We start from the raw sequence: 25804 nt of genomic DNA on the forward strand, positions 1-25804 counted from the left end.
TTAGTATGGGAAAATCAAATGCACAAAAAATAAAAGTCGGTATTTTTGTCGTCGTTGGCACAGTGCTTCTTATCGCTGCGCTTTACTTTATTGGAAGCCGGCAGCAAATGTTCAGTAAAAACATTCAATTGTTTGCTGTTTTTGAAAATGTGAATGGCCTGCAATTGGGAAACAATGTTCGGTATTCAGGGGTTAACGTTGGCACGGTGAGCAGCATTGAAATGGTGGAGAAAGGGAAGATCATCGTGGAGATGTCTGTAGAAGAAAAAACTGCTTTTTTCATCAAAAAAGATGCGATAGCTTCGATCAGTTCAGACGGTTTGGTAGGTAGTATGGTGGTCAACATCCTTCCTGGAAAGGATGAAAAGGCAGGGCAGGTGGTTTCTGGTGATACGATCAAAAACCATAGCAAGGTTAGTACAGATGAGATGCTTTCCACACTGAATAAAACCAATGAGAATGCAGCCTTATTAACTGCCGATTTGTTGAAGATAACCAATCAAATTGTTTCAGGAAAAGGTAGTTTGGGCGCATTGGTGAACGATAGTTTGATGGCAAAAGACATCAGGCAATCGGCGGAAGAGTTGAAAAAAATGACTTCAGGCGCTACTCAAGCGATTGCACAAATCAATAGCATTATATCAAAAATAAACTATGACGAAAGTGCGGCCGCCTTACTTTTGAGCGATACTGTTTCTAAAAACCAAATCCAAAACGTCATTGGAAATCTTGAAAAATCCAGTGATCATATCAATGAAGTAACCAAAAGCCTGGATGTTTATATCAAGGAAATAAAATCTGGTAAAGGCGTCCTAAATCACATAACCCAAGATGAGGTGCTGGTAAAAAATATTGATTCTACCGTGATTAGCATAAAAGAAGCTTCAGAGAAATTGAATGAAAACATGGAGGCCCTAAAACATAATTTTTTGTTTAGGGGGTATTTCAGAAAACAGGAACGCTTGAAAAGAAAGCAGGCTGAAGCCATGAAAGAATAGACTTCTTAAAAACATAGTACCTTATAAACCTTCAGCTCAAACAGCATGGCCTTTAAGTGTTGGTTATTTAATATGAAAAACTACAAAGGCGTACTGGAAACGGTTAGAGCCCATTGTTATGTTTGAAATCTTTGAGTGATTCAACAGCTGCGGCATATCCAATGTCAAAAATAGCGTCCATGTTGGTTAGATTGAACATCTTATATTTTTCGAGCTTCTTAGGAGCAATAAAGACATCCACTTCTTTGAATTTAGGTTTACAGAGGCTGACAAAACTGATATGATATGCGCGATCTACAACCTGATATGAACGTTTTAGTTGATTGGCTGATACGGCTTCCAAGGGGTTCACGTAAACTCCAATGGTAGTGTCGCACAATTTTTTGATAGGTTCTATCGGGAAGTTGTTTAAGACACCGCCATCTACATAGGGGATTTCATCAATAATTACTGGGGTAAACAATCCAGGAAATGCAGCAGAGGCAAGAACAGGCTTTATAAGTGCTCCTTCGTGGAAGGTTCTTTCTGTACCGTCAACAAGGTTCGTGGCCAGAATATGCAGTTCTTTTTTAAGGGATTTGAAATCATCCTCTTCAAAAAAGGGTGCTAGGTCCTTGTGGAATTTGCTGGTATCAATAAACCCAGGCTTGTTGAGGGCATATCTTTTGTAATGAAAAATGGGCACTTTCTTAAAAAATGCCAAGATAGCTTCCCAAGAATGTCCGGCAGCATAAAGCGCACCTACAATAGCACCTGCACTTGTGCCTGCGATATGAGTAATTTCAATTTGCTGCTCTTCAAGTGCCTTAAGCACCCCAATGTGAGCAACTCCTCGGGCACCACCTCCCGATAAAACCAATCCGATTTTCATTTTTGAGATAATTTTTAGATACGCTTGTTATAATGCTATTTCGATATTTTTTTCTTGTATTAAAAGCGCTTCGTTGTCTATTTCTGTTTCAGTAACATATAAATGACTAAAAGCCGCTTCATCGATGATGTTAGCGACCTCAGGATAGGCCTTTAATACATACGATAACACGGGCAAACCCTTTTTATTGTAAAGTAGAATGCAGCCGTTTTGCTTGAATCTGATTTTAATACACAAAGAAAGGGCATACTGCGTCTGTTTGATATGATATTGCTCATTTTTGTATGTAAGCGGTCTTGCTAATTAGTTTTCAAGTGCTCCTTTTGAAAAGTTTGTAAGCTCTTTCCAGATTCTAAAGGATGCCCTAATGCTATTAGTGTACGCTCTAACGCGGCTAATACCGCAACGAGATCGCTTGCCGATACCGAGCCCATGTGCCCAATTCTAAAATATTGAGTTTTTATTTCTGAAAGAAGTCCCCCAGCAATTATGACATCATCACTGGCCATCTTAGATCGAAATGCAAGGTCATCAATGCCTTTTGGATAGTAAATGGCCGTTAAAGTATTGGCTGCTGTTTTGTTTGTTTTTGGTAAGATGCTTAGGTTCAATGAGGCTATTCCTGCTCTAAATGCCTTTGCTAAACTTCGATGCCTTTTTACCCTTTTGTCCATACCTTCTTTACAAATGATTTTTAGGCTCGTTTCTAATGCTACAACCAAATTAACTGCTGGTGTGCCAAAATACGAAGGTCTTCGCTCTTCGTAAGCCCTCATTATTGGTAACCAATTAGTCCAATCTGCATAATAATTAGGTACAGGCGTTTTTCTGTTTTCCCAAACCTGAATTGCTTTTTCCGAAGCCATCAATAGCGCTAGTCCTGGAGGTACACCTATTGCTTTTTGAGATGCCGTCAAAACGACATCAAGTTCCCATTCGTCTTGATGTAAGGCTTCTCCTGCAACCGAGCACACACCATCCAATATACTCAAGGTATGGTATTTTTTAGCTAAAAGGGCTATTGGTTTCGGGTCTACCAATAGTCCAGTGGAGGTGTCTACATGCGTAATGGTTAAAGCTTTGTAGGATTTTGTTTTTAGTTCATTTTCAATGGCTTCAAGACTTACAACCTCGCCTAAAGCTGCTTCTAAAAGAGTCGTATTTGCACCATAACGATCCAAAATATCTCTGAAGCGTTTGCCAAAATACCCTGAAGAAATTACCAGAACGTGATCTCCTTGCTCTATAAGGTTGGCAGCAGCCATATCCATAGCCAATGTTCCAGTTCCTGCAACGATAAAGGGTTGGCCTTTTGGAGATTTCCATACGGCTCTCATTAGCTCCAGGCTATTTCCAAAAACCTCAATAAAATTGGGAGCTACATGACTTGTGGTAGCGATGCCCATTGCATGCAATACATCTGGTTCAAATTCAATGGGACCAGGAATCATAAGTAATTTTCTGCCTTTCATTGGTTTTTTATTTTATCTATTGAGATGTGTTTAGAAGGTTGAGCCACATAAATATAGTCAACTTAAATACAAGTGACATCTCTAATCTTTGCGTTTTCCGTCAGGTTCCTATTGTTTGCGGACTAAGGCATTAACGTCAAGCAACCTTGGGTTAATCATTTTTTCTGAAAACTACTTATTGTTGGTAAAAGAAGGCTCTAGTTTAAAACAGGTACTATAACTGAGTACTACAATTTTCGGCATCATGTTGCCCTTTAGTACCGAGTCTATCGGGAGGGGCAAGAACATGATGCCGAAAATTCAATTAATTTTGCCCTGACCCTGAAGGGAATAATTGAATTTTATAGAATTGAGACAGCTCAAAATATCTGGATTTTAAATTAAAATTAAAGAATCAACGCTTGATTAAACTAGAGCCTAAAAGAATGAAAATTGGAGCAACACCACTAAGGTATTTGTGGTTGGCATCCCATAGAACTCCTGTTTTAAATGCCATGATAATTGTAAATTTAATTAATGTGTTTAGAGCAGTATTAAAAAAAGGCAACACGCTGCCATGTTGCCTTTTTGAAAAATGTTGCTTAAAATCACTTGTCCAGAACAAGTTCAAGCTTTGGCGCATTCTTTTTAATTTCAAATTGATTCGATGTGTTGTTTTTGCCTCCAGATTTTAGGGCTTTGTCTCCTGCAAAGAAGGTTTTATGGTCGTCACCCAAGTCTGAACCTGCCATTCTCTGGTGTTTTACACAAGAAACGTTTTTGCGAATTTCTTGTCTCTGTACACCTTTTACATAAGCCAGCATACCCTCATTTCCAAAATACCCTTCTGTTAAATCATTCATATGAAGCGCAGTGGTATGATAGGTTGGTAATGTGATTAAGTGATGGAAAATTCCAGCCTCTCTAGCACTATCAACTTGGAAGGTTTTAATTTTTTGATCTGCACGATGGCATAATTCAGAACCGTCATAGTGTGCATCCATTAAGTTATTTCTATCATAAGCTGTCATGTTTTCACCTTCAGCCATCATTTCTTCGAATACTTGATTACGAAAGTTTAGCGTCCAGTTAAAAGACGGCGAGTTATTGTAAACCAATTTAGCATTAGGTACAACCTCCTTAATTCTGTTTACCATATGCGCAATTTGGGTAACACTTGGCGTTGGCGTCTCAATCCACAACAAATCGGCACCATTTTGAAGACTCGTAATACAATCCAATACTACGCGATCTATGTTAGAGCCATCTTTGAATTTGTACAAGCCATTTGCTAATCGTACAGGACGCACCAATTTTCCGTCTCTTTTAAGAAGCACATCATCTTCCTTGGCATCAGCAATGGCTATGGCTTCAGCTTCCACAAATCCTAAATATTTAGAAGCCAAATCACCTGGTTCTTGACTAACAGGTAATTTTTGAGTTAAGCCAGCGCCTTCAGAATCTGTTCTGGCCACAATAATTCCGTCATCTACTCCTAATTCTAGAAACGCATATCTAACTGCATTCAATTTGGCAATAAAATCTTCATGAGGCACCGTGACTTTCCCATCTTGATGACCACATTGCTTGGCATCTGATACTTGATTTTCAATCTGAATGGCGCAGGCACCAGCTTCGATCATTTTTTTAGTTAATAGATAGGTGGCTTCTTCGTTTCCAAAACCTGCGTCAATATCGGCTATAATTGGAACGATATGCGTTTCAAAACCATCTATTTGATCTTGCACATCTTCTCCTTTTTCAAGTCTATGGAATAAATCATTCAAGGCTATAGCATCTGCTTGGCGTAAGAAATCATAAATTTCCTTTATTAATGCGGGAACAGCAGTTTTCTCGTGCATTGACTGGTCGGGTAGTGGTCCAAACTCCGATCGCAGGGCGGCCACCATCCAGCCAGAAAGATATAAGTACTTTTTGGAGGTGGTTTTATGGTGCTTTTTAACGGCAATCATTTTTTGCTGTGCCACAAAACCATGCCAGCAACCAAGAGATTGGGTGTATTTAGACGAGTCTGCATCGTATTCAGCCATGTCTTTTCTCATAATGTCAGCTGTGTATTTAGCGATATCCAGACCTGTTTTAAATCGATTTTGGGTGAGCATTTTAGCTGCGCTTTCAGGGTTTATGGCATCCCAGGTAGTCCCATACCTTGCTTTGAGATCTCTTACCGTTTCCAATGCGGAACTATACTTACTTTGTGCAAAATTTTTCATAAGTTTGTTGTGATTATTAAGGTTATTCTAGATTTTGATAATTAAGTCTCGCAAACTATTACAGTAGTTGCGGGACATTTTTTTTAGATGTATTTATAGGCCGGAAGCGTTAAAAATTCTTCAAACTTTTCTGAAACAACTAAGGTGTTGAAAAGATCGATAGCGAGTTTGAACTTGGTGTTTTTAATGGTGCTTTCGCCATATTCTGTTATGATTTTTTCAACTTCATCGTCAAACAGTGCCAAGTAGAGTTCGAGATTGAAGGTTCTCCCATCTTCTAGTTTCACTTCGTTTTTTAACCATTGCCATACTTGGGTCCTTGAAATCTCGGCGGTCGCAGCATCTTCCATTAAATTGTAAAGTGCCACAGCGCCATGACCTCTTAACCAAGCTTCAGTGTATAAAATCCCGACGTTGATGTTTTTTCGTATTCCAGCCTCGGTAACGCTGCCTTTTGGAAGTTCAACCAGATCGGCTTGAGTGATTTGAACATCGTCCCGTGTGACCTGCATTTGGTTTGGCGTTGTCATGTGTTTGTTGAACTCGGTCATGGCAATCTCTACTAATGCTGGATGCGCCACCCACGTGCCATCGTGCCCGTTTTTAACTTCACGCTCTTTGTCCAGTCTCACTTTTTCGAGCGCCGCAGCATTTGCGTTTTCATCATTTTTAATGGGAATTTGTGCAGCCATACCGCCAATGGCGAGGATGCCACGTTTATGGCAACGTTGAATCACAAGTTTAGAATACGCATCCATAAAAGGCGTAGTCATGGTAACCTGGTCGCGATTTGGCACGACAAAGTTGGGATGGTTTCTAAATTTTTTGATGTATGAAAATATGTAATCCCAACGACCACAATTTAAACCTACGATATGATCTTTTAGTTCAAAAATGATTTCGTCCAGTTGAAAACTTGCAGTGATGGTCTCAACGAGAACCGTTGCTTTAAACGTTCCGTTAGGTACATGTAAATACTCTTGAGCAAACTCAAATACATCGTTCCACCAGCGCGCTTCAGTATAATGCTCTAACTTAGGGAGGTAAAAGTAAGGCGCCGTATCATTTTCTAAAAGTGTTTTTGTATTATGAAATACATAAAGTCCAAAATCTACTAGACTTCCTGAGACTTCTTCATCGTTAATGATAATGTGCCGTTCATTTAAATGTAAACCTCTAGGTCTAACTAAAAGCACTGCAGTTTCATCATTCAACTTATATGATTTCCCTCGTTTTGTATCTACGAGTGAGATTGTTTTGGTATTGGCATCAATTAAATGTTGTTGCCCTTCAATGCTGTTTTCCCAAGTAGGCGAGTTGCTGTCTTCTAAATCGGCCATAAAGGTCTTAGCGCCTGAATTTAGTGCGTTGATAATCATTTTCCTGTCTGCTGGCCCAGTAATTTCCACACGGCGGTCTTGAAGGTCTTTGGGGAGCTTACCTGCCGTCCAATGACCTGCTCTGATGGATTTTGTTTCCGCGGGGAATTCAGGAAACTTACCAGTGTCAAAAATGGTTTGTTGTGTTTCACGATTGTTCAATAATTCCAATCGTTTACGATTAAATCTTTCGTGAAGTGCCGCGATAAATTCTAAAGCTTCGTCAGTTAAAATTTCAGGATAATAGTTTTTAACGGTCTTAGAGAATCGAACTTTGGATTGTTTTAAAAGTGTGTTTTCCATAATCTTATTGTTTTACAGGACAATAATAAAACAAAGATTTGTAAAAAACAAGCGAACGTTCGCTAAATAATCATATTCGCCAAAAATAGATATTCGCAAATTAGCTTATATTTGCAAGTATGGAAGAAGATTATATTAAACTTATATTCGGGCTTAAGCTAAAGCAGATACGCACTGACAGGAATTTATCCCTATTTGGTTTGTCTAAACTTTCGGGCTTGTCTAAATCGTATTTAAATGAAATAGAGAACGGAAAAAAATATCCAAAACCTGATAAAATTGCAATCCTTTCTGAAAAATTAGATGTGCCTTATGATCAAATGGTATCTTTAAAATTGGATAAAAACTTAGCACCCATTGGTGATTTGCTGCAGTCTAAAGTATTAAAGGAAATACCCTTGGAACTCTTCGGCATTAAAGAAAGGAATTTAATAGATATCGTTGCCAATGCACCTGCCAAGGTCAATGCCTTTATTAGTACAATCATCGAAATAGCACAGAATTACAACTTTAGTAGAGAGAGTTTTTATCTGGCTTCAGTGCGCTCTTTTCAGGAAGCAAATAATAATTATTTTGAAGATTTGGAGCAAAGTGTATTAAAGTTTGCCAAGGCCTACCAGATAGATTTGAACCAAATCATTGCTTCAAAAGATTTAGAAGAGATACTCATTGAGGAGTATGGCTATGTCATTGAAAAAGAAGAGCTTGTAAAATACAAAGCCTTGGGCAGTTTACGTAGTGTTTTCGTTCCAAAATCTAAAACCTTATTACTCACCAATGAAGTAGACGAAGCACAGCGTACTTTTATTTATGCCAAAGAATTGGCTTACAATTTTTTAGAGATCAAGGAACGGCTATTTACCTTTCCATGGATAAAGTTTGACACTTTTGATCAAGTTTTAAACAATTTTTATGCGTCCTATTTCGCCGGGGCCTTAATCATACCCACGGTTCAGATCAAAGAGCAATTGAACGACATATTTAAAAAGGAAACCTTTGACAGATCCCTGTTCCTGAAGGCGATTGAGACTTTCAATGCATCACCAGAATCTTTTTATCAAAGACTGACTAATATTTTGCCGCAAGCATTCAATATTCAGAATCTGTTTTTTTTAAGATTTACACATAAAGCCAATAGTGATAAATTTCATCTTAAAAAGGAACTGCATTTGTCACATCAACATTCGCCCCATGCTAACGAAACCAATGAGCATTACTGCAGGCGTTGGGTATCGTTAAAGGTATTGAAAGATATAAGCAAAAGTAAAAACGAGCATGAATTTGATTTGCAAATATCAGATTATGAGCATGATGGTATGAAATATTTAATAATGTCTTCTGCAACTAAAGATCCTTTTAAAGAGAACCAATACCGAAGCATTAGTGTGGGGTTGCTAATTAATAGGCAATTGCAACGAAAGCTCAACTTTTTAGAAGACAAGACCATTGTGACTCAAAAGGTAGGAGTAACATGTCAGCGTTGTGCCATCAAGAATTGCGATGTAAGACAAGCGCCTGCCGTTGTGTTGGACGAGGCGGCCAAGAATAAAAAAATTGAACGCGTAGTGGAAGAATTGAACAGTAAGTTTGGATAACAATAGCGCCGTATAGAGCTAAACGCGTATGAGTTGTTCCATTATTGGCTTTCCAGTATTAAAATCTTTAGCTTAGAATGAAATATACGGCCAATGCCGAACCGAACCTTACGCGTTCTGTTTCCCAAGAAGCCATGTAAAGATCTAATGCCATTGCCGCGATACCTGAAAAATTGAGCACCAAGTATTTACTCATTTGAATCCAATCTAGGGCTTGAGCTTGATAGTCCAGTCTGCTTTAGATCCTGCTCAACTGGAACAATTCGTTTTTAAAACCTGATAAGCACAGTTCCCTGCATTCTCAAAAAGTCAGATCACCAGGAAATTGCTTTGCCAAAGAATTATTGGACTCAACTCCCATATGAATTTTATAAATAGGATTTCTGTTTTCAAAATTGAGAGCTTCACTTCATCTCATTTGCAATATGCGTTTGAGTGGAAACTTATTAATTGATAAAGGGATTTTCTTATATGTTGAAGGATAGCTTAATAAAACAATGGTAATACCATGTTCTTAATGTTTTAATAATTTAGTTGTTTAAGATAGTCAAAAAGAGGAATTTTGTGGGATGCTAATAAATCCAAAGAAGCCTTTTATTGAGGATGAAAAATTTATTTTCTGTCTTGAAGCTGTTCCAGATATAGAGAGTGACACCACGACCGATGTTGTAAAAATTTTAGAGAATATCGCACTAAAACAAGGGGTTGCGAGTATTTACAAAGCTTGTGATTCCATTGAAGGCCTAGAGGAGAGCTTGAGTAACTTGCTGTATGACGATCATAACTTTAAAGACTATGAAATTATTTACCTCGTTATGCCCGGAGAGTCGAACAACATCTTGCTGAATGACTATTACTATAGCATTGAAGAGATAGCCGAACTTTTTGAAGGGAAAATGAACGGGAAAGTGATCCATTTTGCCAACAAAAAAGTCTTGGATCTAACCGATGAGGAGTCACAGTATTTTCTGGATGTCACAGGAGCACGCGCTATTTCAGGTTATGGATCTGAGCTCCAGGAAATTTCAAGTGCCAATACAATTGACAGGGTTTTTTTTAGTATGTACCAAGAAAATGACGATCTTAAGGAAGTCGTAGAAAGTATGTTTCAAAAGCATTATAATCTCTGCAAACTACTTGACTTTAGACTGTATTATTAAAACGCTTTTTACCATAAGGTCTAGTATCTTATTTTCTGACGCAGATGGGAATCATAACATTAGCGTATAATATGGCGATTTGGAGCCCTCAGCCCATTCCCACTTCAATCAACGAAAAGGTCTATTACTGAAAAAGGCTTCATGACAATGGTCTTGGAGCTGACACCAAAGCTTCCGATTTCCATTTCGCTAAGCCTGCCAGAAAAGGCAGGAACTTGAATTCCATAAATTTATATTCTTTTCTGCGCAAATTAAATTCAGCCCTTTGACCAACAGAAGTTATTCTTAGGTAAATATTAGCATTATTATGCTGGGAAGACTTGCGCTTTTTAATATCAAATAAAATAAAAAACCTGTAAATAAAACTTGTAAAGTAGGCTACGACTGGTTTATGAAATTTATATTTTCCACTCATGCTTTTTTTTACTTGTGCAAGCCTCTTGTAGGTGCTCCTATAGTTATTCTTTCTTACTCAAACGCTCGCGAGCGGGACGATCACGCTAGCAGAAACCCGCCCCTAAAGGGAACCAAAACGCCGAGAATCCGATATTTCAGCTATAATTGCCATTTTAAACTAGAGCCATTCCTCTATAAAGCTTGTAACTCAATTTAATTTTTACACGCTTTTAATTTACTAGTGTAATTTTCAGAGATCCCTATGATGGTATCCAAGTAATGCATTCTGATGTCCTGAAAATTCTTAGCCGATATAACGGAAACACTTTCAGAAGCATATGACATCGTATCCTGACAATCACAAGATTTCAACACATCGTTATAGGTGTTTATATTACGTGTAATCGCTCTTTCATTTGAAGCAATAAACTGTTGCTTCTTTAAAAGAGACTCTCTTTTTTCCTGTTCAGCTAATTGAAGTTCAATGTCTTTTGCTTGCTGTTCTAATCCAGCTTGCCGTGCCTTTAAATCTGCCTGCTTTTGTTGCAGTGTGTTTAGAGCATTTTCTCCATATTTGCTACTTTTGGCATTTGATAATTCACTTTTACAAATATCATATTCGTAAAAAGCTTTAAGTATTAACTCTTCAGTTTTATTTAAATAGGTTCTAGCAGTCACTAATTCTTCTGCCAATAATGCAGTTTCTAAATAGATAGCAATACTATTGGATAAATCAAGTGTATTATAGCATTGTTCTGCCTCAACTAATTTTTCCACAACCTCGATTGCTTCTTTGCAAATTCTAGCGTGATATTTTAAATCTTCTAAATTATAGGATTCAATTCCAGAAGTTACATTTTTACTCACTTCACCAAGATTATAACGAACGTTCTTAGTATTAGACTGTTGACTGTGAGCGGTAGTAAAAATAAAAGTAAATAGGAAAATTATTAAGTAAGCTTGTTTCATGATTTGGGTATTAAAAGGTTAGGTCGAAGCACGAAAATATAAAAAAGTAACATTTAATCAGGTAAAAACTGTGTTTAATCGATAATTGACCACTCCCGATTTGGTCGATTATTGAAAATTTCAAGTCGAAATTTACTTTCGACACTATTTTTACGGCAAGTGCCATTCTTTTAGGGTTCCAGAGTTGACTTAAATCGTTTGATTCTTGGTCAACCTATTTTGGGAAGAGAGGGGGTGGGGCATCCATCTTGATATAAATTTAACAGATTTCAATTTGACTTTATTCTGAAAGGCATACACGGAAAAGAGAAGTCCTAATGAAGTATCGCGATTTGTAATGTTAGATAAAAATAGTTTTGAAAGCTTTGAGATAAACAATGTAAGTTATAAGAAACTACTCATACGATGTAGATGTTTCCACGCTAGTGCAAGCCTCTTGTTTGCGCTCTCATAGTTGTTCTTTCTTATTCAAACTGTCACGATCGGGATGCTCGTGCCAGCAGAGAAAAAGTCTAAATGATTTAAAAAAGACGATGCTTAAAACAGGAAAAAACAAAAGTAACTATTTTTTAGTTACAATTCATTTCTCTTTCTTTCGACATGAGTAAAATTGAAAAGCTAATTGCTAAGTTTCAAAGTAATCCCAAAGATTTAACTTGGGAAGAACTTATCAAGATATTAGTGCATTTCGGTTTTGTAGAACTCTCTAAAAATGGAAAAACTGGCGGTTCTAGAGTAAAGTTTGCAAATGAAAATAAAGACATTATCAATTTGCATAAACCTTACCCTAGCAATATTATCAAGCCTTATTTAATTAAACAAATCATTGAAAAACTAAAGGCATGGCAGATTATCTAAAACATAAAGCATATTTAGGCTCTGTTGAGTTTAGTGCTGAGGATGCTGTATTACATGGGAAAATTATTGGCATAAACGATTTGGTTACGTTTGAGGCTGATTCTGTTGACGGTATTCAAAAGGCTTTTATTGAGGCTGTAGAAGATTATCTTGAAACATGCATAGCACTTAATAAAGCCCCGAATAAATTTTATAAAGGTGTTTTTAATGTTCGCACGTCAAACGAACTACATAGAGATTTGGCATTAATTGCAGAGAAAAAACAAATGAAGTTAAACGAGCTTGTGAACAAGGCCTTTGATTTTCTAGTAAAAAATGAAGATAAAGTGTTGAATTAAAGTCCGAATAAACGATGCTAAATGGTCTTAGTACTAATTATTCCAATTGGTGTTTGGTGTTATACATCAATAATGAAATAATTGCTGGAACTATTTTGGCATATTTCATTAAACTTCACAACATTCAGACTAAGTCATAGTCATGCTTTACTTCAAATTTTTGATTGTTTCGCATTATTGAATAAGTACGAATTAGTGCAAAAAAAACACCCAATTCAAATAGAATTGGGTGTGATTTTGGATGTCAACATCGTAACCGTATGTTTTTCAGTTGACTTAGTCTAGAGCAAGGGATTAATGAATTGATCCAAAAAGAGAATCCAATACAAACATAGAAACCCACACCTTGCCCTAAAAAAGGCAAGCTTGGTTTTTTATTGATTTCCACAGCTTTCAAACCGAAGGGGTTTGAGCAGTTCCAATAAATAAAAAACCCACGACTAAAAAGTCGTGGGTTTCCTTTTGCGGAGAGCAAGGGATTCGAACCCCTGGAGGTGTGACCCTCAACAGTTTTCAAGACTGCCGCATTCGACCACTCTGCCAGCTCTCCAATATATTCCTAAATTCAGCGGGACTGCCCACCGATGGAATGCGAGGCATTCCTTTAGGAGGGTGCAAATATAGAACGCTTTTTTATTCCATTCAAATAAAAATCAGCCTTTTTTAAGACTTTTATGATTTCAATGTCCTAAACTATGCACAGGCTTTCGTTAATATCAGTTTCAAGTGTTATTTTTGCAGAAATTGAATTTAGAAAATGAATATCATAGAAAGTCTGCAATGGCGATACGCCACTAAAAAGTTTGATGCTTCTAAAGTGCTTTCCGAAGAAAAATTGAACATCATTAAACAAGCGTTCAATCTTACCGCAACGTCTTTTGGTTTGCAAACCATTAAAATGATGATTGTGGAGAATAAAACGATGAGAGCCGATTTGCTGCCACATGCCTTTTATCAAAAACAAGTTGTGGATGCCTCTCATTTGTTGGTCTTGTGTATTCAGGAAAATATTGAAGAAGAAGATGTGGACCTGCATTTCAATAATGTGAATTATCTGCGTGAAACGCCAGAAACGATTTTGAAACCCTATCGTGCCGATTTAAAAAAATTCATGACCAACATGAGCGTTGACGAACGTCAGGAATGGTCGGTCAAACAAGCCTATATCGCTTTGGGTAACTTGATGACCGTTTGTGCGGTTGAAGGCATAGATTCCTGCCCAATGGAGGGTTTTATACCGAAAAAATTTGATGAAGTTCTGAATTTGGAGCCAAAAGGTTTGAAATCCGTTTTGTTGTTGCCCATTGGTTTTAGAGCCGAAGACGATCAATTTGCCACTATGAAAAAGGTCAGGAAATCTGAGGATCATACCATTATAGAACTGTAAATATTGACTTTAGGTAGGCATTTTTGAGAACGCTGTCAATTACTATAAATTTCAGTGTTTTCATTTAGACCAATATTGACCACGATGCTTTGTTAATTTGAGATGATATTCTAAACTAGCTCAATCTTATTTACTGGAAATCTCAATATACATACGGTGCATTTTAGTCGTAGGTCTTATGTCTTTCAGCGAAGCGGTCTTAAGTCATATCTTTGACCTTAATGAAATGTAAACTATTTTTTGGAGACCTAAAGCTTTGCCTTATCTTTGGTAAGAATAATTGCGCAACACTGCGCACAACCTACAATCACTCATGAAAAAACTTCTGGTACTTTTGGTTTGCGCATTATCCCTCCAGGTCACCGCGCAATCTAGTGGTCAAAATTGGCTTACCAATTATAAAACCGCTCTAACTACAGCAGCTAGTCTCAACCAACCTATTCTAACGTTTGTTACTGATGGCAGCAACAGCAAAGCGCTTCAGCTTTTGGAGCAGGAACTGTTTGATACGGAAACCTTCCGATCCTTGAAGGGTAAGGTGGTTTTCCTGAAAATGGATGTTACCAGCAGTAATGTGGATGCGAGACGCCACGCCACACATTTTACCAAAAGTGAATCGGTACCGGCGCTTGGTTTGGTCGATCAATATAAAGAGATGATTGGCGAACCGCTAAACGAGATCACTTCAGAAAATATAAACGCTTTTATAGCATTGTTAAATACAACATTTTAAAAAATAAGTATGCCAGGATTTGAACGCTTTGGAGATTTGGAACGCAAGGAAGTTAATGATGTCTTAGATAGTGGCGTGCTCATGCGCTACGGTTTTGATGGCATGCGCAATGGCCATTGGAAGGCTAAGGAGTTGGAAACTGAACTGCAAAATGCATTTGGTGTCAAACATGCCCAATTGGTTTCTAGTGGTACTGCGGCAGTATCGGTCGCGCTCGCAGCTGCGGGTGTTGGTGCTGGCGATGAGGTCATCATGCCAACGTTTACGTTTGTGGCTAGCTTTGAGGCGATATTGATGTTGGGCGCCATTCCGGTTTTGGTGGATATTGATGATAGCTTGACCTTAGATCCAAAAGCTGTGGAAACGGCCATAACTGCTAAAACGAAAGCGGTAATGGTCGTGCAAATGTGCGGAAGCATGGGAGATATGACGGCGCTTAAAAGCATTTGTGAGGCACACGATTTGCTCCTGGTCGAAGATGCCTGCCAAGCTATTGGTGGCACCTATAATGGCAAATCTCTTGGAAGTATCGGCGATTTGGGCTGTTTTTCATTTGATTTTGTAAAAACCATAACCTGTGGCGAAGGTGGCGCTGTAATCACTAATAACGACGCTTACTACACAAACACAGATCATTTTACCGATCATGGACATGACCATGACGGAACAGATCGCGGCGCTGAAACACACCCGTTCTTGGGCTATAATTTTCGAATTTCAGAGCTTAATGCTGCGGTGGGCTTGGCGCAAGTGCGTCGTTTGCCAGAATTCTTGGAGGTTCAAAAAAGAAATTATACCGTTCTAAGAAATGCCTTATCCCTAATTGAAGGCCTGACTTTTAGAAAAGTGCCCTCAGGTGGCGAGGAAAGTTATGCTTTTCTCAATTTTTTTCTGCCCGATCTTGAAACTGCGCGACAAACCACTAAGGAATTTAAAAGCAATGGTATTGATGTCTGTTTTCATTATTACGACAACAACTGGCATTATGTGCGCAAATGGCAACACCTTACGGAACAAAAATCGCTCTATCCACTTTCTGCGGAAGTAAAAGCAGGCTTGGCACAGCTTCAGCATAAAACCTTTGAGCAGTCGAATCATTTTATTGGCCGGAATATATCCTGCTTGATTAAAATGTCGTGGACTCCAGAAGCGCTTGAAAACAGAGCAACAAAAATGGCTCAAATCGTAAAATCCATTTTGGGATAAGACTCTAATTTTTAGAGGTCTTGTTGATAGGAATAGTTTTGCAATGCAAACCAATTTGTCATTTCATTCCACTTTCTTATAATTAAACTGAACCAAATCCACGTCGCCATTCTCATTTTTGATGTCCACAAATACATTCATTTCCGTATCGGAAACGCGTTTAAAACTCATCCCATCGAAAATCATTTGCTTGGCAGTAAGTTTCTTCAACGGAAAATCAATGGTCTCATCCTTGGTTTCCCAACCTTTGAGCTCGCCGTCAAAATGTTTTAACTGAAGGATGAGTGAATTCTCAATCTCCCGAATGATTTCGAGTTCATAAAAGGAAACTTTACCATCGTTAATCAATTTAAAGCTGGCCATCATAGAACCTCCGGAGGGCTTGCTCCAAATTTCCTCCGTTTGTCCACCAAATGCCTCACCATGCCAAGAGCCTGCAAGCCAGGCGATGTTTTCCAGTTTGGGCTCTAAAGGCTTTTCAACGGAAGTGCTGTCAATGGTTTGTGCCTGTAATTGAAAGACACAGAGACAAAAAAGTAAGGCTACTGTTTTCATAGGATAGGTTTTGCTGTATTGATTTTGGAATCTTCCATTATAAAACTTAATTCAGTTCAGCCATTTTCAGAATGAGCGAAACTTATGGAACTTTGGTTTATAATCACAAAGTTTTGATTTTGATGTAATTATTATGGTTCCTAGGTCTTATCGTCCCGATTGCTATCGGCAGGATGTTTTTTCTACCACTGAGTTAAGTTTCATTCCAAAAAAGTCACACGTGTGATCAATCCGTTTTCGATTTCATATATGGCGACGGCTTCATGTGTTTTTCCGTTGGCCCTTACTTTTTCCTTATCAATGACGGTATTGCCAATAATGGTTCTGTTCTCAATTTCGGCGTGTAAGTCGGTAATGCTTTCGAACATGTTGCCGAACTGTTCTCGTAGCGCTTCTTTTCCTTCGGAAATCAGTTCCTTCGGAAAATTATAAAGTCGCACGTCATCGGAATAGCAGTTTAAAAAGGCTTCAATATCTCGGTTGTTGTAAGCTTCCAACTGTTGCAGTACAATCAATTCTGGTGTTTTTTTGTCAATATCCTGAATTTTTTCAGCGACAATGGCGAGTTTTTTTCCATTGGGACTAATCGCCAATCTTGTGATATTGCTAAGCCCTAAGTGCTCTAAAGACGCCACAGGCTGCCAATCACTGCGTTTTCTTAAATTGTGTAGATAAAGTGTTGCGCCTTTTCCGGCCAAAACCAAATCTTCATTCAGCCAAACTAAATCCTCGACCTCGGGCAGCATCTCAAAAAGGACTTTGGCTTTCAATTTTTCAAGATCAAAGCTCATGACTTGCCAAGATTTGGTGTTTTTGTCTATAAAGCTGAAGTTGTTTTCGTCTTTTTCTGAAGGGATTTTTGATAAGGAGCGACCAACATTATCAATGAGATCCTTGTGTTTGGTAAACCTAAAATCAGATACCGTTAAGCTTAGATTTTCATCCTTGATAATTGAAGAAATCAGGATATGGCGATTGAGCCAGAGGTGGTAGCCAATCACGATATCATCAATGAGAACGGTTGGTGGCTCATCTTTTGAAATCGGATAGCGCACTAAATATTGGGTGCCGTCTTTCTCTAGGCGTACTGCAGAAATTGCATTTTGAAACGGAATCTTAAGTGGCGAATATTCACTGCTTTCAGTATTGGTCAACCATATTTTTGTTGCGTCGTCTAGGTTATAGGAGCAAATATCGGTTTGCCCATTTCTGGTTGCGGTAAACAATACGTGGCTATCATCTAAAAACGAAGGTTGGTTGTCATAACCGCTTTGGTCTGATATATTCTTGAGGTTGCTCAGCATTAGGCTGTCCTTTTCAAAAGACATATCAAAAAGATACACATCGGTATCTGGCTGCGCCTGGCTTACGAAGCCAAGAATCGTAAAAACGAGAGTTGTGAAATAGTGATTCATGCCCTTGTGGTTTCTATAAAAAGGAAAAGTATATTTGATTGTTCATAAATTTATCCAAAACCACAAATGGTTTTATGCCGGTAAATTATTTAATTGATGTCAAAAAAAATACCTATTTTTTTTCTGTATTAGTCTGCGAAATCTGCGGGATTTAGCCCCGCCGTTTAATTTTTTTTCCAACCGATTACAGTGATCTTCAAAAGCTTGTTTTTAAAAGATGTTAGCTTTTCGTAGCAAGAAGTTCATGTAAGCCATCGTAAAGACTCAATCCCTCAATATCGCATTCGGAAAGGCGACAACACTTTCAAAGCCGTTTTCGCCAACAGCGGCTATTCCGAAGAAATAATTATCAATGACGATGCCTTCCAAAGTGAATTCGGTTACATTTTCTACATATCGGCTGTGGTCCCAAGTTGGTGAGGTGGTGTCTCGCCAATAGATTTTATACCCTTTGGCAGCTTCAACAGCGTTCCATTTCAATTTTGCTGAAGGTTCTACAATACCACCAATAGCAACCTGAGTGGGAGCAGGAGGTGCCCAAGCCAGACTCGCCAAATTGATGGCGTTAACAGTGGTGAGTTTTTTGGCGTAGGGAAAGTTGACATGCTCAAAAGTATCGCCATAGTCGATTCCGTTTTCAGTACGGATGTCTTGATGCTGTTGGGTGTAATTTTCATGGGCTTCCATGATACGAATCCCGGCAAAGCCCAAATCATTGAAAGGCCGGTGATGCCCACCTCTTCCAAATCGGTCGAGTCGATACACCAACATCGGATTCATTTCGGGCATGTAAGTTTCAGTGGTTTTATGCACGTATCGCGCCAATTGCCTGCTAATGCCATCAACCTCGCCACCATAGAAACGTCTGGCATTGCGTTCTTTTTCGGTTTCGTTCGCTGGCACAGGCTCTGAGAAGATGCGAAAGCTGCGATTGTCAATGACGCCATCTACACCTTCAATGTTCCCAATCATGTCATTATTGAAAACACCAATGATGTCCCAATCGTTTTCTTTGGCATAGGCGGCTAAGCCAGCGCCTCCAAAAAGACCTTGCTCTTCGCCAGAAAGACCCACATAGACGATGCTGTTTTCAAATTGGTACTGACTCAGCACGCGTGCGGCTTCCATAGTTCCCGCCATGCCTGAGGCATTGTCATTGGCACCAGGCGCATCGGTAGTGAAATCCATGGTGTCGCTGGCCCGGGAATCAATATCACCACTCATAATGATATAGCGGTTGGGGTACTTTGAGCCTTTCTGGATAGCGACCACATTTACAACCCAAGCATCATGTGGCACCCGGCGGTTGCCTTCTTGAGTCACAAAATCCTTCTGGTAAAACACATTGAGGCAACTGTTACACGCCTTTGACATCGTTTCAAATTCAGTTTTAATCCAGCGTCTCGCGGCACCGATCCCTCTGGTGTCACTCAAGGTATCGCTAAAGGTGTTTCTGGTGCCAAATTCAGTCAAGGTTTTGACATCGTTTCTAATGGATTCTTCGGAAACTTTGTCGATAATATCATAAATTTTCAAATTGGTTTGTGCCGAAACCGAGCTCATCGCAATTAGAAATATAAAAAAAGCCTTCGTCATGTTTATTGGTTTAAGGTTCAAAGTTCAGGGTTCAATGTTCAAGGTTTAATTCAAGTTCAAGTTCAAGTTCTCCTTCATCTTCATCTTCATCTTCATCTTCGTCTTCGTCTTCATCTTCATCTTCATCTTCATCTTCATCTTCATCTTCATCTTCATCTTCATCTTCGTCTTCGTCTTCGTCTTCACTCGTTAAGCCATAAATTTATGTAAAACCTCGCGTACTTCATCGGTATCCTTGACATAATACTTGGCGCTGGTTTTTTTAAAGCCGACTTTCACAGTATAGGCCGACTTTGGTAGTTCTTGAAACATGTACTCATCGGTCCAATCATCACCAATGCAAAAGATAAAGTCGTAATCGTTATTGGCCAAAAGCCGTGATGATGCGCGTCCCTTGTTGACACTGCTGCTCTTGATCTCAATTACTTTATTGCCTTTTAAAACGCTAAGATCATTATTAGAGATCAAGCTGGTCAATACTGTATCTATTTCTATGGTTCTTATCTGGGCCAATTCTGGATCTGCCTTGCGGTAATGCCAGGCCAAAGAGTATTTTTTTTCTTCTATGAAGGTGCCAGGTGTTCTATCGACAAAGGTTTCTAAAATGGGTTTGATGTTTTCCATCCAACCATTTTTAAGTCGTTCCAGAGCTTCCCAATCCTTGCCTTCTTCTTTGAGCCAAACGCCGTGATCGGTAATGAGTGTGTACTCTTTATTCGCAAACCAGTGTGTAAATGTTTCGCGGTCGCGACCACTAATGAGCACGACATCGTTTTTGTTGTTCGCGCTAAGCGTATCCAGTAGTTGATAGAGTTGCTCATCTGGACTTGCCTCTATCGGGTTATCTTTGAAGGCCACCAAGGTGCCGTCGTAATCCAATAAAAATAAGCGGCGCTCGGCCGAATTGAATTCAGTTAACATGTTGTTTTCGATCTCTTTTTCCAAGCGATTCGCTACGATAACAGCGCCAAGATGTTTTGTGGCGTGAAGTGATTTCATAAATTCCTCAGCCCATTTCTCAACCGTATAGCGTTTCAAACGTTTCTGAAGAATTTTCATGCGCGATTTTTGTTCTTCCAAAGGCATTTCCAGAGCGTACTTAATGGTATCGGCAATGTGTTCAAAATTATTGGGATTGATGAGCATGGACTCGTTCATTTCTTTGGAAGCACCTGCCATTTCACTCAAAATGAGAACACCATCTTGTTCTGTTCGTGTTGCCACATATTCTTTCGCAACCAAATTCATACCATCCCGAACCGGTGTAATCATGGCGACGTGTGATGAGGTGTATAGATCAATGAGATTTTCAAAAGGCATGGAGCGGTAAAAATACCAAATAGGGGTCCAGCTCACGGTTGAGAATTGCCCGTTGATGCGGCCCACCAATTCGTCGGTATCGCGCTTCAGTTTTTGATATTGAGGCACATTTGATCGCGATGGCACCGCCAACATGATTAAACGTACTTTTTCCTTATATTCCGGGTATTTATTCAGAAAATACTCAAAAGCACGTATGCGGTTTGGGATGCCTTTGGTATAATCCATACGATCTATGGAAAGGATCATTTTGGCATCACTGCCAGATTGGATATGGTCATCCAAGCGTTGTTGGAGTTCCGATTTTTTATCGGTTTTGTGTTTACTGGCCGAATCATGGAACTTGTCGTAATCAATGCCCATAGGAAAGGAATCTACCTTTACAATTCTATCGTGATAAGTGACTTCATTGAAATTGACCTCCAATCTCAAAATGCGTTTGACCGAACTCAAAAAATGACGCTCATAATCATAGGTGTGAAATCCAATCAAGTCGGCACCCAACATGCCATGAAGCAATTCCTCACGCCAAGGAAAAGTTCTAAATATTTCGTAGGAAGGATAAGGAATATGCAAGAAAAACCCAATGGTTGTGTTTGGCATTTTTTCTTTTATAAGTTTGGGCAGTAACAAGAGTTGATAATCGTGAACCCAAACGGTATCACCGTCTTCTAAATGCTCTAAAACTTTATCGGCAAATTTCTGGTTTACGGCTTTGTAAGATTCCCAATAGTCGTTGTCAAACTCGGTGTACTCCATAAAATAATGGAATAGTGGCCAAAGTGTGCGATTGCTGAAACCGTAGTAAAAATTCTCAAGATCATCCTGGGTAAGCGAAACAGAATCACACTTGGCCGCTGTCACTAATTTTTTGACTTCTTTAGACCGTGCTTCACTTAATTCCTCTTCGGTCAATCCCGACCATCCAATCCAGAGACTTTTACCATCATTATGAACAGATTTTAAACCCGTCGCTAATCCGCCAACACTGGGCGTGACTTCTAACTGGTCATTCTCGATTTTTATTTGAAGTGGAAGGCGATTGGAAACAATAATTGTCTTATTCATGTCAAATTTTTTTGATTGTAGGAAGGATTTTCGTTAATTTAAGAAAAAATGGTTTCAACAATAACATTTTTTTCCATTGAAATAAAAAAAAATGGATACCAGTTAAAACCCTAACCTTTAAATCAGGAACATTGAAAGATAACTTAAATTACGGAATCATTGGAAATTGTAAAAGCGCAGCATTAATTTCCAAGCACGGTTCTTTAGATTGGTGCTGTTTGCCAGAATTTGATTCCTCATCGGTTTTTGCAAAGCTTTTAGACGAAAAGATTGGTGGCAGTTTTGGGGTCATAGTTGCCGATGACTATGAAATCTCACAGACGTATATAACCGATACATGCATCTTAAAAACCCGTTTTGCATCTGAAGCAAATATATTTGAGATACTGGATTTCATGCCGCGCTATAAGAAAGAAAATGGTGAGTACTATGCGCCGCCAGAAGTGATTCGCTATTTTAAATTGATTAAGGGCCAACCTAAATTCAAAATCAATTACGATCCAAAACTTGAATATGCCGTTGGTAAAACCAGTACCTATGTCAAAACACATTTTATAGTGAGCTTAACCGATAAGGGGCGCTACGATACGCTGTTTCTTTACACTGATTTTGATAAAGAGGCGGTAGTCAATGGGGAAGAACTGACTTTAAAAGCAGATGGATTTTTTCGATTTGGTTACAACGAAAAACTGTTTGAGCCTTCCATTTCCATAATGAATCTAGAATTGGAACGCACTAAAGTCTATTGGCTCAATTGGATGCAACGAACGCCAAGCTATAAAAACTACAATGCTGAAATTTCAAGAAGCGCACTTACTTTGAAGCTGCTCAGCTATGAAAAAACAGGTGCGGTTTTAGCGGCCGCCACAACCTCTTTACCAGAAACCATAGGCGAAGTTCGCAATTGGGATTACCGGTTTTGTTGGATTAGGGATGCATCTATGGTCATAAAAGTCGTTTCACAACTTGGTCATAAGCGCATGGCGAAACGCTATTTGAAATTTATTGTGGATCTAATTCCTCATAAAGATGAGAAACTTCAAATCATGTACGGTATCAATGGTGAAAAGAAACTTACTGAAAAAAAACTAGACCATTTGAGCGGTTATATGAATTCTAAACCAGTGCGTATTGGTAATGCTGCTTATTCGCAACGCCAAAATGACATTTATGGCATTTTAATGGACGTTATTCATCAACAATTGGTCAAATTTGAAATGGATGTTGAAAATGGAGAAGAGCTTTGGACGATTACTAAAGGCATTGTTTGGGTGGTTGATAAGCATTGGCAGGAAGCAGATAAAGGAATCTGGGAGTTTAGAACCGAGGATCGTCATTTTACCTTCTCTAAAGTCTTGTGCTGGGTGGCAGTGGATAGGGCCATTAAAGTTGCCAAAATATTAGGCAAAACCCATAAACTGGAAAAATGGCAACCTTTAGAGGCCGAAATCAAAAAAGACATTTTGGATAAGGCCTGGAATGAGGATGTGCAGTCCTTTACCCAGTCTTATGGCAGTACCGATTTGGATGCTTCAACATTGTTGATGGAACCTTACGGATTTATTGATGCCAAAGACCCAAAATACATGTATACCGTTAAAGCCATTGAAAAGGAGTTGAGTAACGACGGACTTCTATACCGCTACAAGAATAAGGATGACTTTGGTTTGCCTTCATCGTCATTTACCATTTGTACCTTTTGGTTTATCAATAGTCTTTACAAAATAGGAGAGACCCAAAAAGCTAAAAAATTATTTGATCAATTGCTGTCTTATAGCAATCATTTAGGCTTGTTTAGTGAAGACATTGATTTTGAGACCAAGCGATTATTGGGTAATTTCCCGCAGGCCTACTCGCATTTGGCCTTGATTGAAACCGCGATAAATTTATCTAATATTACTGATGAAGAAAGTATTTTAGAATCTTTAGAACATTGATTTGATGTTAATTACATATCTAACCGCTTATCAGCCTTAGAGATCCTTTAGGCTATATGTTATCGCCTCTTCTGCTTTTTTTGATGATGAGGATGGAAAAAAGTTAAGCGTATGTTTGTCTGCTTGGATTATATTACTACATTTGTAGTATCAAAACTATACTTGTGGATATAAAACAACTCAACAGAACTGAACTGCAAATCATGAAGTACATCTGGCAGCTCAAAAGCGGGTTTATGAAGGATATTGTGGAGCAATTTCCTGAGCCAAGGCCGGCTTACACCACCATCTCGACGCTTTTGAAACGTATGTGCGACAAAGAGTACATAGGCTTCAAGCGTTTGGGACGCGATAAGGAATATTTCCCAATTCTTAAAAAGAACGCCTATTTAGCAACCCAGCTGAACGGCATGATTGATAATTTCTTTAATGATTCCAAATCTCAATTTGCCTCTTTTTTCACTAAGAATGCTGATTTGTCTTTGCAGGAGATGGAAGAATTACAAGCCTTGCTAGAGCAAAAAATAAGCAGTAAAAAATCTTCAGAATGATGGATTATGCCATTTATACCATCTTGAGTTTAGGCTTATCCTTTTTGGTGTTCCAACTAGTTTTGAGGCAACAGAAAACCTTTGGGTTTAATCGGTTTTTTCTTTTAGCCAGCCTTTTGTGTTGCTTATTGGCGCCATTGACAGAGCTGAATGTTTTTAATTCAGTACCAAGAATCCATGATATCACATCACAATTTTCTGAAGAAAAAATTATAATAGCCGAAGATTTGGAAGGCATTACTGTAGAAACCTTAACGGCGAACTCCTTCGGGTTTTTTGATGCTTTATTAGGTTTGTATATCGCAATTTCCCTTTGTTTTTTGTTTCGTCTTCTAGGGAATTTATACCGAATCGCAAAGCATACCAAATCGACTCATGTGCAATACGCTGGTCTAAAACTTATTAAAACTGAAGAGGATCAAGAGGCCTCCAGTTTTTTTAAATATGTATTTATACCTTCAGAAGTATGGAACAATAAAGAGCTTTTTAATAATATCATACAACACGAAAGCGCGCATTATAAGCAAGCACACGTCTTGGATATTATTTGTGTTGAGCTGTTGCTATGTGTATTTTGGTTTAATCCCTTTTTGTGGTTCTATAAATCCGCGATCCTTCAAAATCACGAATATTTAGCAGATGTTCATGTGATAAATTCAGGAATTGCTGCGGAAGCGTATTCCAAATCCATCATTTATTCCACAGTTCAGAAATACCGTATGCCATTAGCGAGCGGCTTTAACTTCAAACCCATAAAAAACCGAATTCTTATGTTACAAAAATCAAAAAGCTCAGTATTAAAGCGAAGCCTAAAAATAAGTGCCGCGCTTCTCTTGTTGTCAGGGATCTTTATGATCAGTTCCTTTGAGACTTCCACCAAACCCTTATTGGTCGTGGTAGATGTCGCACATGGAGGGCATGACTCGGGCAATTCCATGGAAAAAGATGTGGTGCTTAGCATTGCCAATTACTTGGCAGCATATAGCAATGATGACCTAAAGATTGTGTTTACCAGAACCAGTGATCAGTTTTTGTCGCTTAAGGAGCGTGTTGATTTTATTAATCAACAAAAACCAGATGTGATGATTAGCCTGCATTGTAATGCCCATAGTAATGTTGAAACCAGTGGTGTTGAAGCATTTTATTATCCAGACAATAAGCATCAGGAAACCGCATACAACTATAGCAAAATCTTGATTGCAAATCAATTGGGATTATTCTCCCAACGCGGCGAAATTAAAAATGCAGGCTTTTATGTATTAAAAAATACAGATGCACCCAGTGTCGTTTTAGAACTCGGTTTTATAACCAATGCTAAAGATCGGGCAACGCTAACCGATAAAAAGCAACAACAGGCCATAGCCAAGAATCTTTATGAAAGTTTGCTGAATATTCAGAAAAACAGATAAATAAATCCATAGAAAAAGCCAATTCAAATGCGATTTTTTCGCTTTGAATTGGCTTTTTACTCTTTTGAATTCTGA

At 38.6% G+C, this 25804-nt stretch carries 23 protein-coding genes and 1 tRNA gene; 11 read left to right on the forward strand and 13 right to left on the reverse strand.

The genetic code is table 11. From position 1 onward, the window contains the following. Nucleotides 1-5: 5 nt before the first annotated feature. Nucleotides 6-998, forward strand: a complete 993-nt coding sequence (locus tag ESY88_RS01960) for an MlaD family protein (RefSeq protein ID WP_147085218.1) — start codon at nt 6-8, stop codon at nt 996-998. Nucleotides 999-1101: 103 nt separating this feature from the next. Here the strand turns inward: ESY88_RS01960 and ESY88_RS01965 are convergent, their stop codons facing one another. From ESY88_RS01965 to aceB, 5 genes are all read right to left on the reverse strand, one after another. Further along, nucleotides 1102-1869 carry a patatin-like phospholipase family protein gene (locus tag ESY88_RS01965; RefSeq protein WP_147085219.1) on the reverse strand — a complete coding sequence of 256 codons (768 nt, stop codon included), beginning with the start codon at nt 1867-1869 and terminating at the stop codon, nt 1102-1104. A 27-nt stretch (nt 1870-1896) separates the two neighbouring features. Then, nucleotides 1897-2040, reverse strand: a complete 144-nt coding sequence (locus tag ESY88_RS20825) for a hypothetical protein (protein ID WP_189702489.1) — start codon at nt 2038-2040, stop codon at nt 1897-1899. 128 nt (nt 2041-2168) lie between these two features. Beyond that, nucleotides 2169-3341 carry a pyridoxal-phosphate-dependent aminotransferase family protein gene (locus ESY88_RS01970; protein WP_147085220.1) on the reverse strand — a complete coding sequence of 391 codons (1173 nt, stop codon included), beginning with the start codon at nt 3339-3341 and terminating at the stop codon, nt 2169-2171. Nucleotides 3342-3928: 587 nt separating this feature from the next. After that, nucleotides 3929-5554 (reverse strand): isocitrate lyase, encoded by a 1626-nt coding sequence (locus ESY88_RS01975; protein ID WP_147085222.1) that lies wholly within the window; start codon nt 5552-5554, stop codon nt 3929-3931. Between the two features lie 83 nt (nt 5555-5637). Next, on the reverse strand, nt 5638-7236 hold the full coding sequence (aceB, locus tag ESY88_RS01980; RefSeq protein ID WP_147085223.1) for a malate synthase A: 1599 nt from the start codon (nt 7234-7236) through the stop codon (nt 5638-5640). A 119-nt stretch (nt 7237-7355) separates the two neighbouring features. On the opposite strand from aceB, the gene ESY88_RS01985 reads away from it, so the two are divergent. After that, on the forward strand, nt 7356-8831 hold the full coding sequence (locus tag ESY88_RS01985) for a helix-turn-helix domain-containing protein (RefSeq protein ID WP_147085224.1): 1476 nt from the start codon (nt 7356-7358) through the stop codon (nt 8829-8831). A 67-nt stretch (nt 8832-8898) separates the two neighbouring features. Here ESY88_RS01985 and ESY88_RS21640 read toward each other — a convergent pair whose 3' ends face one another. Further along, nucleotides 8899-9027, reverse strand: a complete 129-nt coding sequence (locus ESY88_RS21640) for a hypothetical protein (RefSeq protein ID WP_262713060.1) — start codon at nt 9025-9027, stop codon at nt 8899-8901. A 400-nt stretch (nt 9028-9427) separates the two neighbouring features. On the opposite strand from ESY88_RS21640, the gene ESY88_RS01990 reads away from it, so the two are divergent. Then, the gene (locus ESY88_RS01990; RefSeq protein ID WP_147085421.1) at nt 9428-9991 is read left to right on the forward strand and encodes a DUF6642 family protein; all 564 of its coding nucleotides are present in this window, start codon (nt 9428-9430) and stop codon (nt 9989-9991) included. A 139-nt stretch (nt 9992-10130) separates the two neighbouring features. On the opposite strand, the gene ESY88_RS01995 is transcribed toward ESY88_RS01990, so the two are convergent. Together ESY88_RS01995 and ESY88_RS02000 are read right to left on the reverse strand one after the other, a co-directional pair. Further along, a complete protein-coding gene (locus ESY88_RS01995; RefSeq protein ID WP_147085225.1) occupies nt 10131-10406 on the reverse strand; it encodes a hypothetical protein in 276 nt (91 codons plus the stop codon). A 194-nt stretch (nt 10407-10600) separates the two neighbouring features. Beyond that, nucleotides 10601-11356: a hypothetical protein gene (locus ESY88_RS02000; RefSeq protein WP_147085226.1), complete on the reverse strand. Its 756-nt coding sequence runs from the start codon at nt 11354-11356 to the stop codon at nt 10601-10603. Between the two features lie 600 nt (nt 11357-11956). Between ESY88_RS02000 and ESY88_RS02005 the strand changes: the two genes are divergently transcribed. After that, entirely contained in the window at nt 11957-12214 is a 258-nt protein-coding gene (locus ESY88_RS02005) for a type II toxin-antitoxin system HicA family toxin (protein WP_147085227.1), read from the forward strand. Next, nucleotides 12199-12552 carry a type II toxin-antitoxin system HicB family antitoxin gene (locus ESY88_RS02010; protein ID WP_147085228.1) on the forward strand — a complete coding sequence of 118 codons (354 nt, stop codon included), beginning with the start codon at nt 12199-12201 and terminating at the stop codon, nt 12550-12552. Before ESY88_RS02005 ends, ESY88_RS02010 begins: the two co-directional genes overlap by 16 nt. A 465-nt stretch (nt 12553-13017) precedes the next feature. Here the strand turns inward: ESY88_RS02010 and ESY88_RS02015 are convergent. Beyond that, nucleotides 13018-13102: transfer RNA gene (locus ESY88_RS02015), tRNA-Ser, on the reverse strand. A gap of 207 nt (nt 13103-13309) precedes the next feature. On the opposite strand from ESY88_RS02015, the gene ESY88_RS02020 reads away from it, so the two are divergent. The 3 genes from ESY88_RS02020 to ESY88_RS02030 all read left to right on the forward strand — a co-directional run bounded on the left by ESY88_RS02020 (nt 13310) and on the right by ESY88_RS02030 (nt 15878). Beyond that, the gene (locus tag ESY88_RS02020; RefSeq protein WP_147085229.1) at nt 13310-13939 is read left to right on the forward strand and encodes an NAD(P)H-dependent oxidoreductase; all 630 of its coding nucleotides are present in this window, start codon (nt 13310-13312) and stop codon (nt 13937-13939) included. 313 nt (nt 13940-14252) lie between these two features. Further along, a complete protein-coding gene (locus ESY88_RS02025; RefSeq protein ID WP_147085230.1) occupies nt 14253-14672 on the forward strand; it encodes a hypothetical protein in 420 nt (139 codons plus the stop codon). A 9-nt stretch (nt 14673-14681) separates the two neighbouring features. Further along, entirely contained in the window at nt 14682-15878 is a 1197-nt protein-coding gene (locus tag ESY88_RS02030; protein WP_147085231.1) for a DegT/DnrJ/EryC1/StrS family aminotransferase, read from the forward strand. A gap of 63 nt (nt 15879-15941) precedes the next feature. On the opposite strand, the gene ESY88_RS02035 is transcribed toward ESY88_RS02030, so the two are convergent. The 4 genes from ESY88_RS02035 to ESY88_RS02055 all read right to left on the reverse strand — a co-directional run bounded on the left by ESY88_RS02035 (nt 15942) and on the right by ESY88_RS02055 (nt 21832). Next, entirely contained in the window at nt 15942-16433 is a 492-nt protein-coding gene (locus tag ESY88_RS02035; RefSeq protein ID WP_147085232.1) for a DUF6265 family protein, read from the reverse strand. 200 nt (nt 16434-16633) lie between these two features. Next, nucleotides 16634-17848: a nuclear transport factor 2 family protein gene (locus tag ESY88_RS02040; RefSeq protein WP_147085233.1), complete on the reverse strand. Its 1215-nt coding sequence runs from the start codon at nt 17846-17848 to the stop codon at nt 16634-16636. A gap of 264 nt (nt 17849-18112) precedes the next feature. Beyond that, on the reverse strand, nt 18113-19444 hold the full coding sequence (locus ESY88_RS02045; RefSeq protein ID WP_147085234.1) for a M28 family peptidase: 1332 nt from the start codon (nt 19442-19444) through the stop codon (nt 18113-18115). Nucleotides 19445-19633: 189 nt separating this feature from the next. Beyond that, the gene (locus tag ESY88_RS02055) at nt 19634-21832 is read right to left on the reverse strand and encodes a bifunctional alpha,alpha-trehalose-phosphate synthase (UDP-forming)/trehalose-phosphatase (protein ID WP_147085235.1); all 2199 of its coding nucleotides are present in this window, start codon (nt 21830-21832) and stop codon (nt 19634-19636) included. Between the two features lie 131 nt (nt 21833-21963). Here ESY88_RS02055 and ESY88_RS02060 point away from each other — a divergent pair, with 131 nt between their 5' ends. The 3 genes from ESY88_RS02060 to ESY88_RS02070 all read left to right on the forward strand — a co-directional run bounded on the left by ESY88_RS02060 (nt 21964) and on the right by ESY88_RS02070 (nt 25729). Further along, complete coding sequence (locus tag ESY88_RS02060; protein WP_147085236.1) at nt 21964-23769, forward strand: glycoside hydrolase family 15 protein; 1806 nt, start codon at nt 21964-21966, stop codon at nt 23767-23769. 164 nt (nt 23770-23933) lie between these two features. Beyond that, nucleotides 23934-24320: a BlaI/MecI/CopY family transcriptional regulator gene (locus ESY88_RS02065; protein WP_147085237.1), complete on the forward strand. Its 387-nt coding sequence runs from the start codon at nt 23934-23936 to the stop codon at nt 24318-24320. Then, entirely contained in the window at nt 24317-25729 is a 1413-nt protein-coding gene (locus ESY88_RS02070; protein ID WP_147085238.1) for an N-acetylmuramoyl-L-alanine amidase, read from the forward strand. The genes ESY88_RS02065 and ESY88_RS02070 overlap by 4 nt, the downstream gene beginning before the upstream one ends. Nucleotides 25730-25804 lie beyond the last annotated feature (75 nt).

This window comes from Subsaximicrobium wynnwilliamsii, from assembly GCF_007997225.1.
Lineage (GTDB): Bacteria > Bacteroidota > Bacteroidia > Flavobacteriales > Flavobacteriaceae > Psychroserpens > Psychroserpens wynnwilliamsii.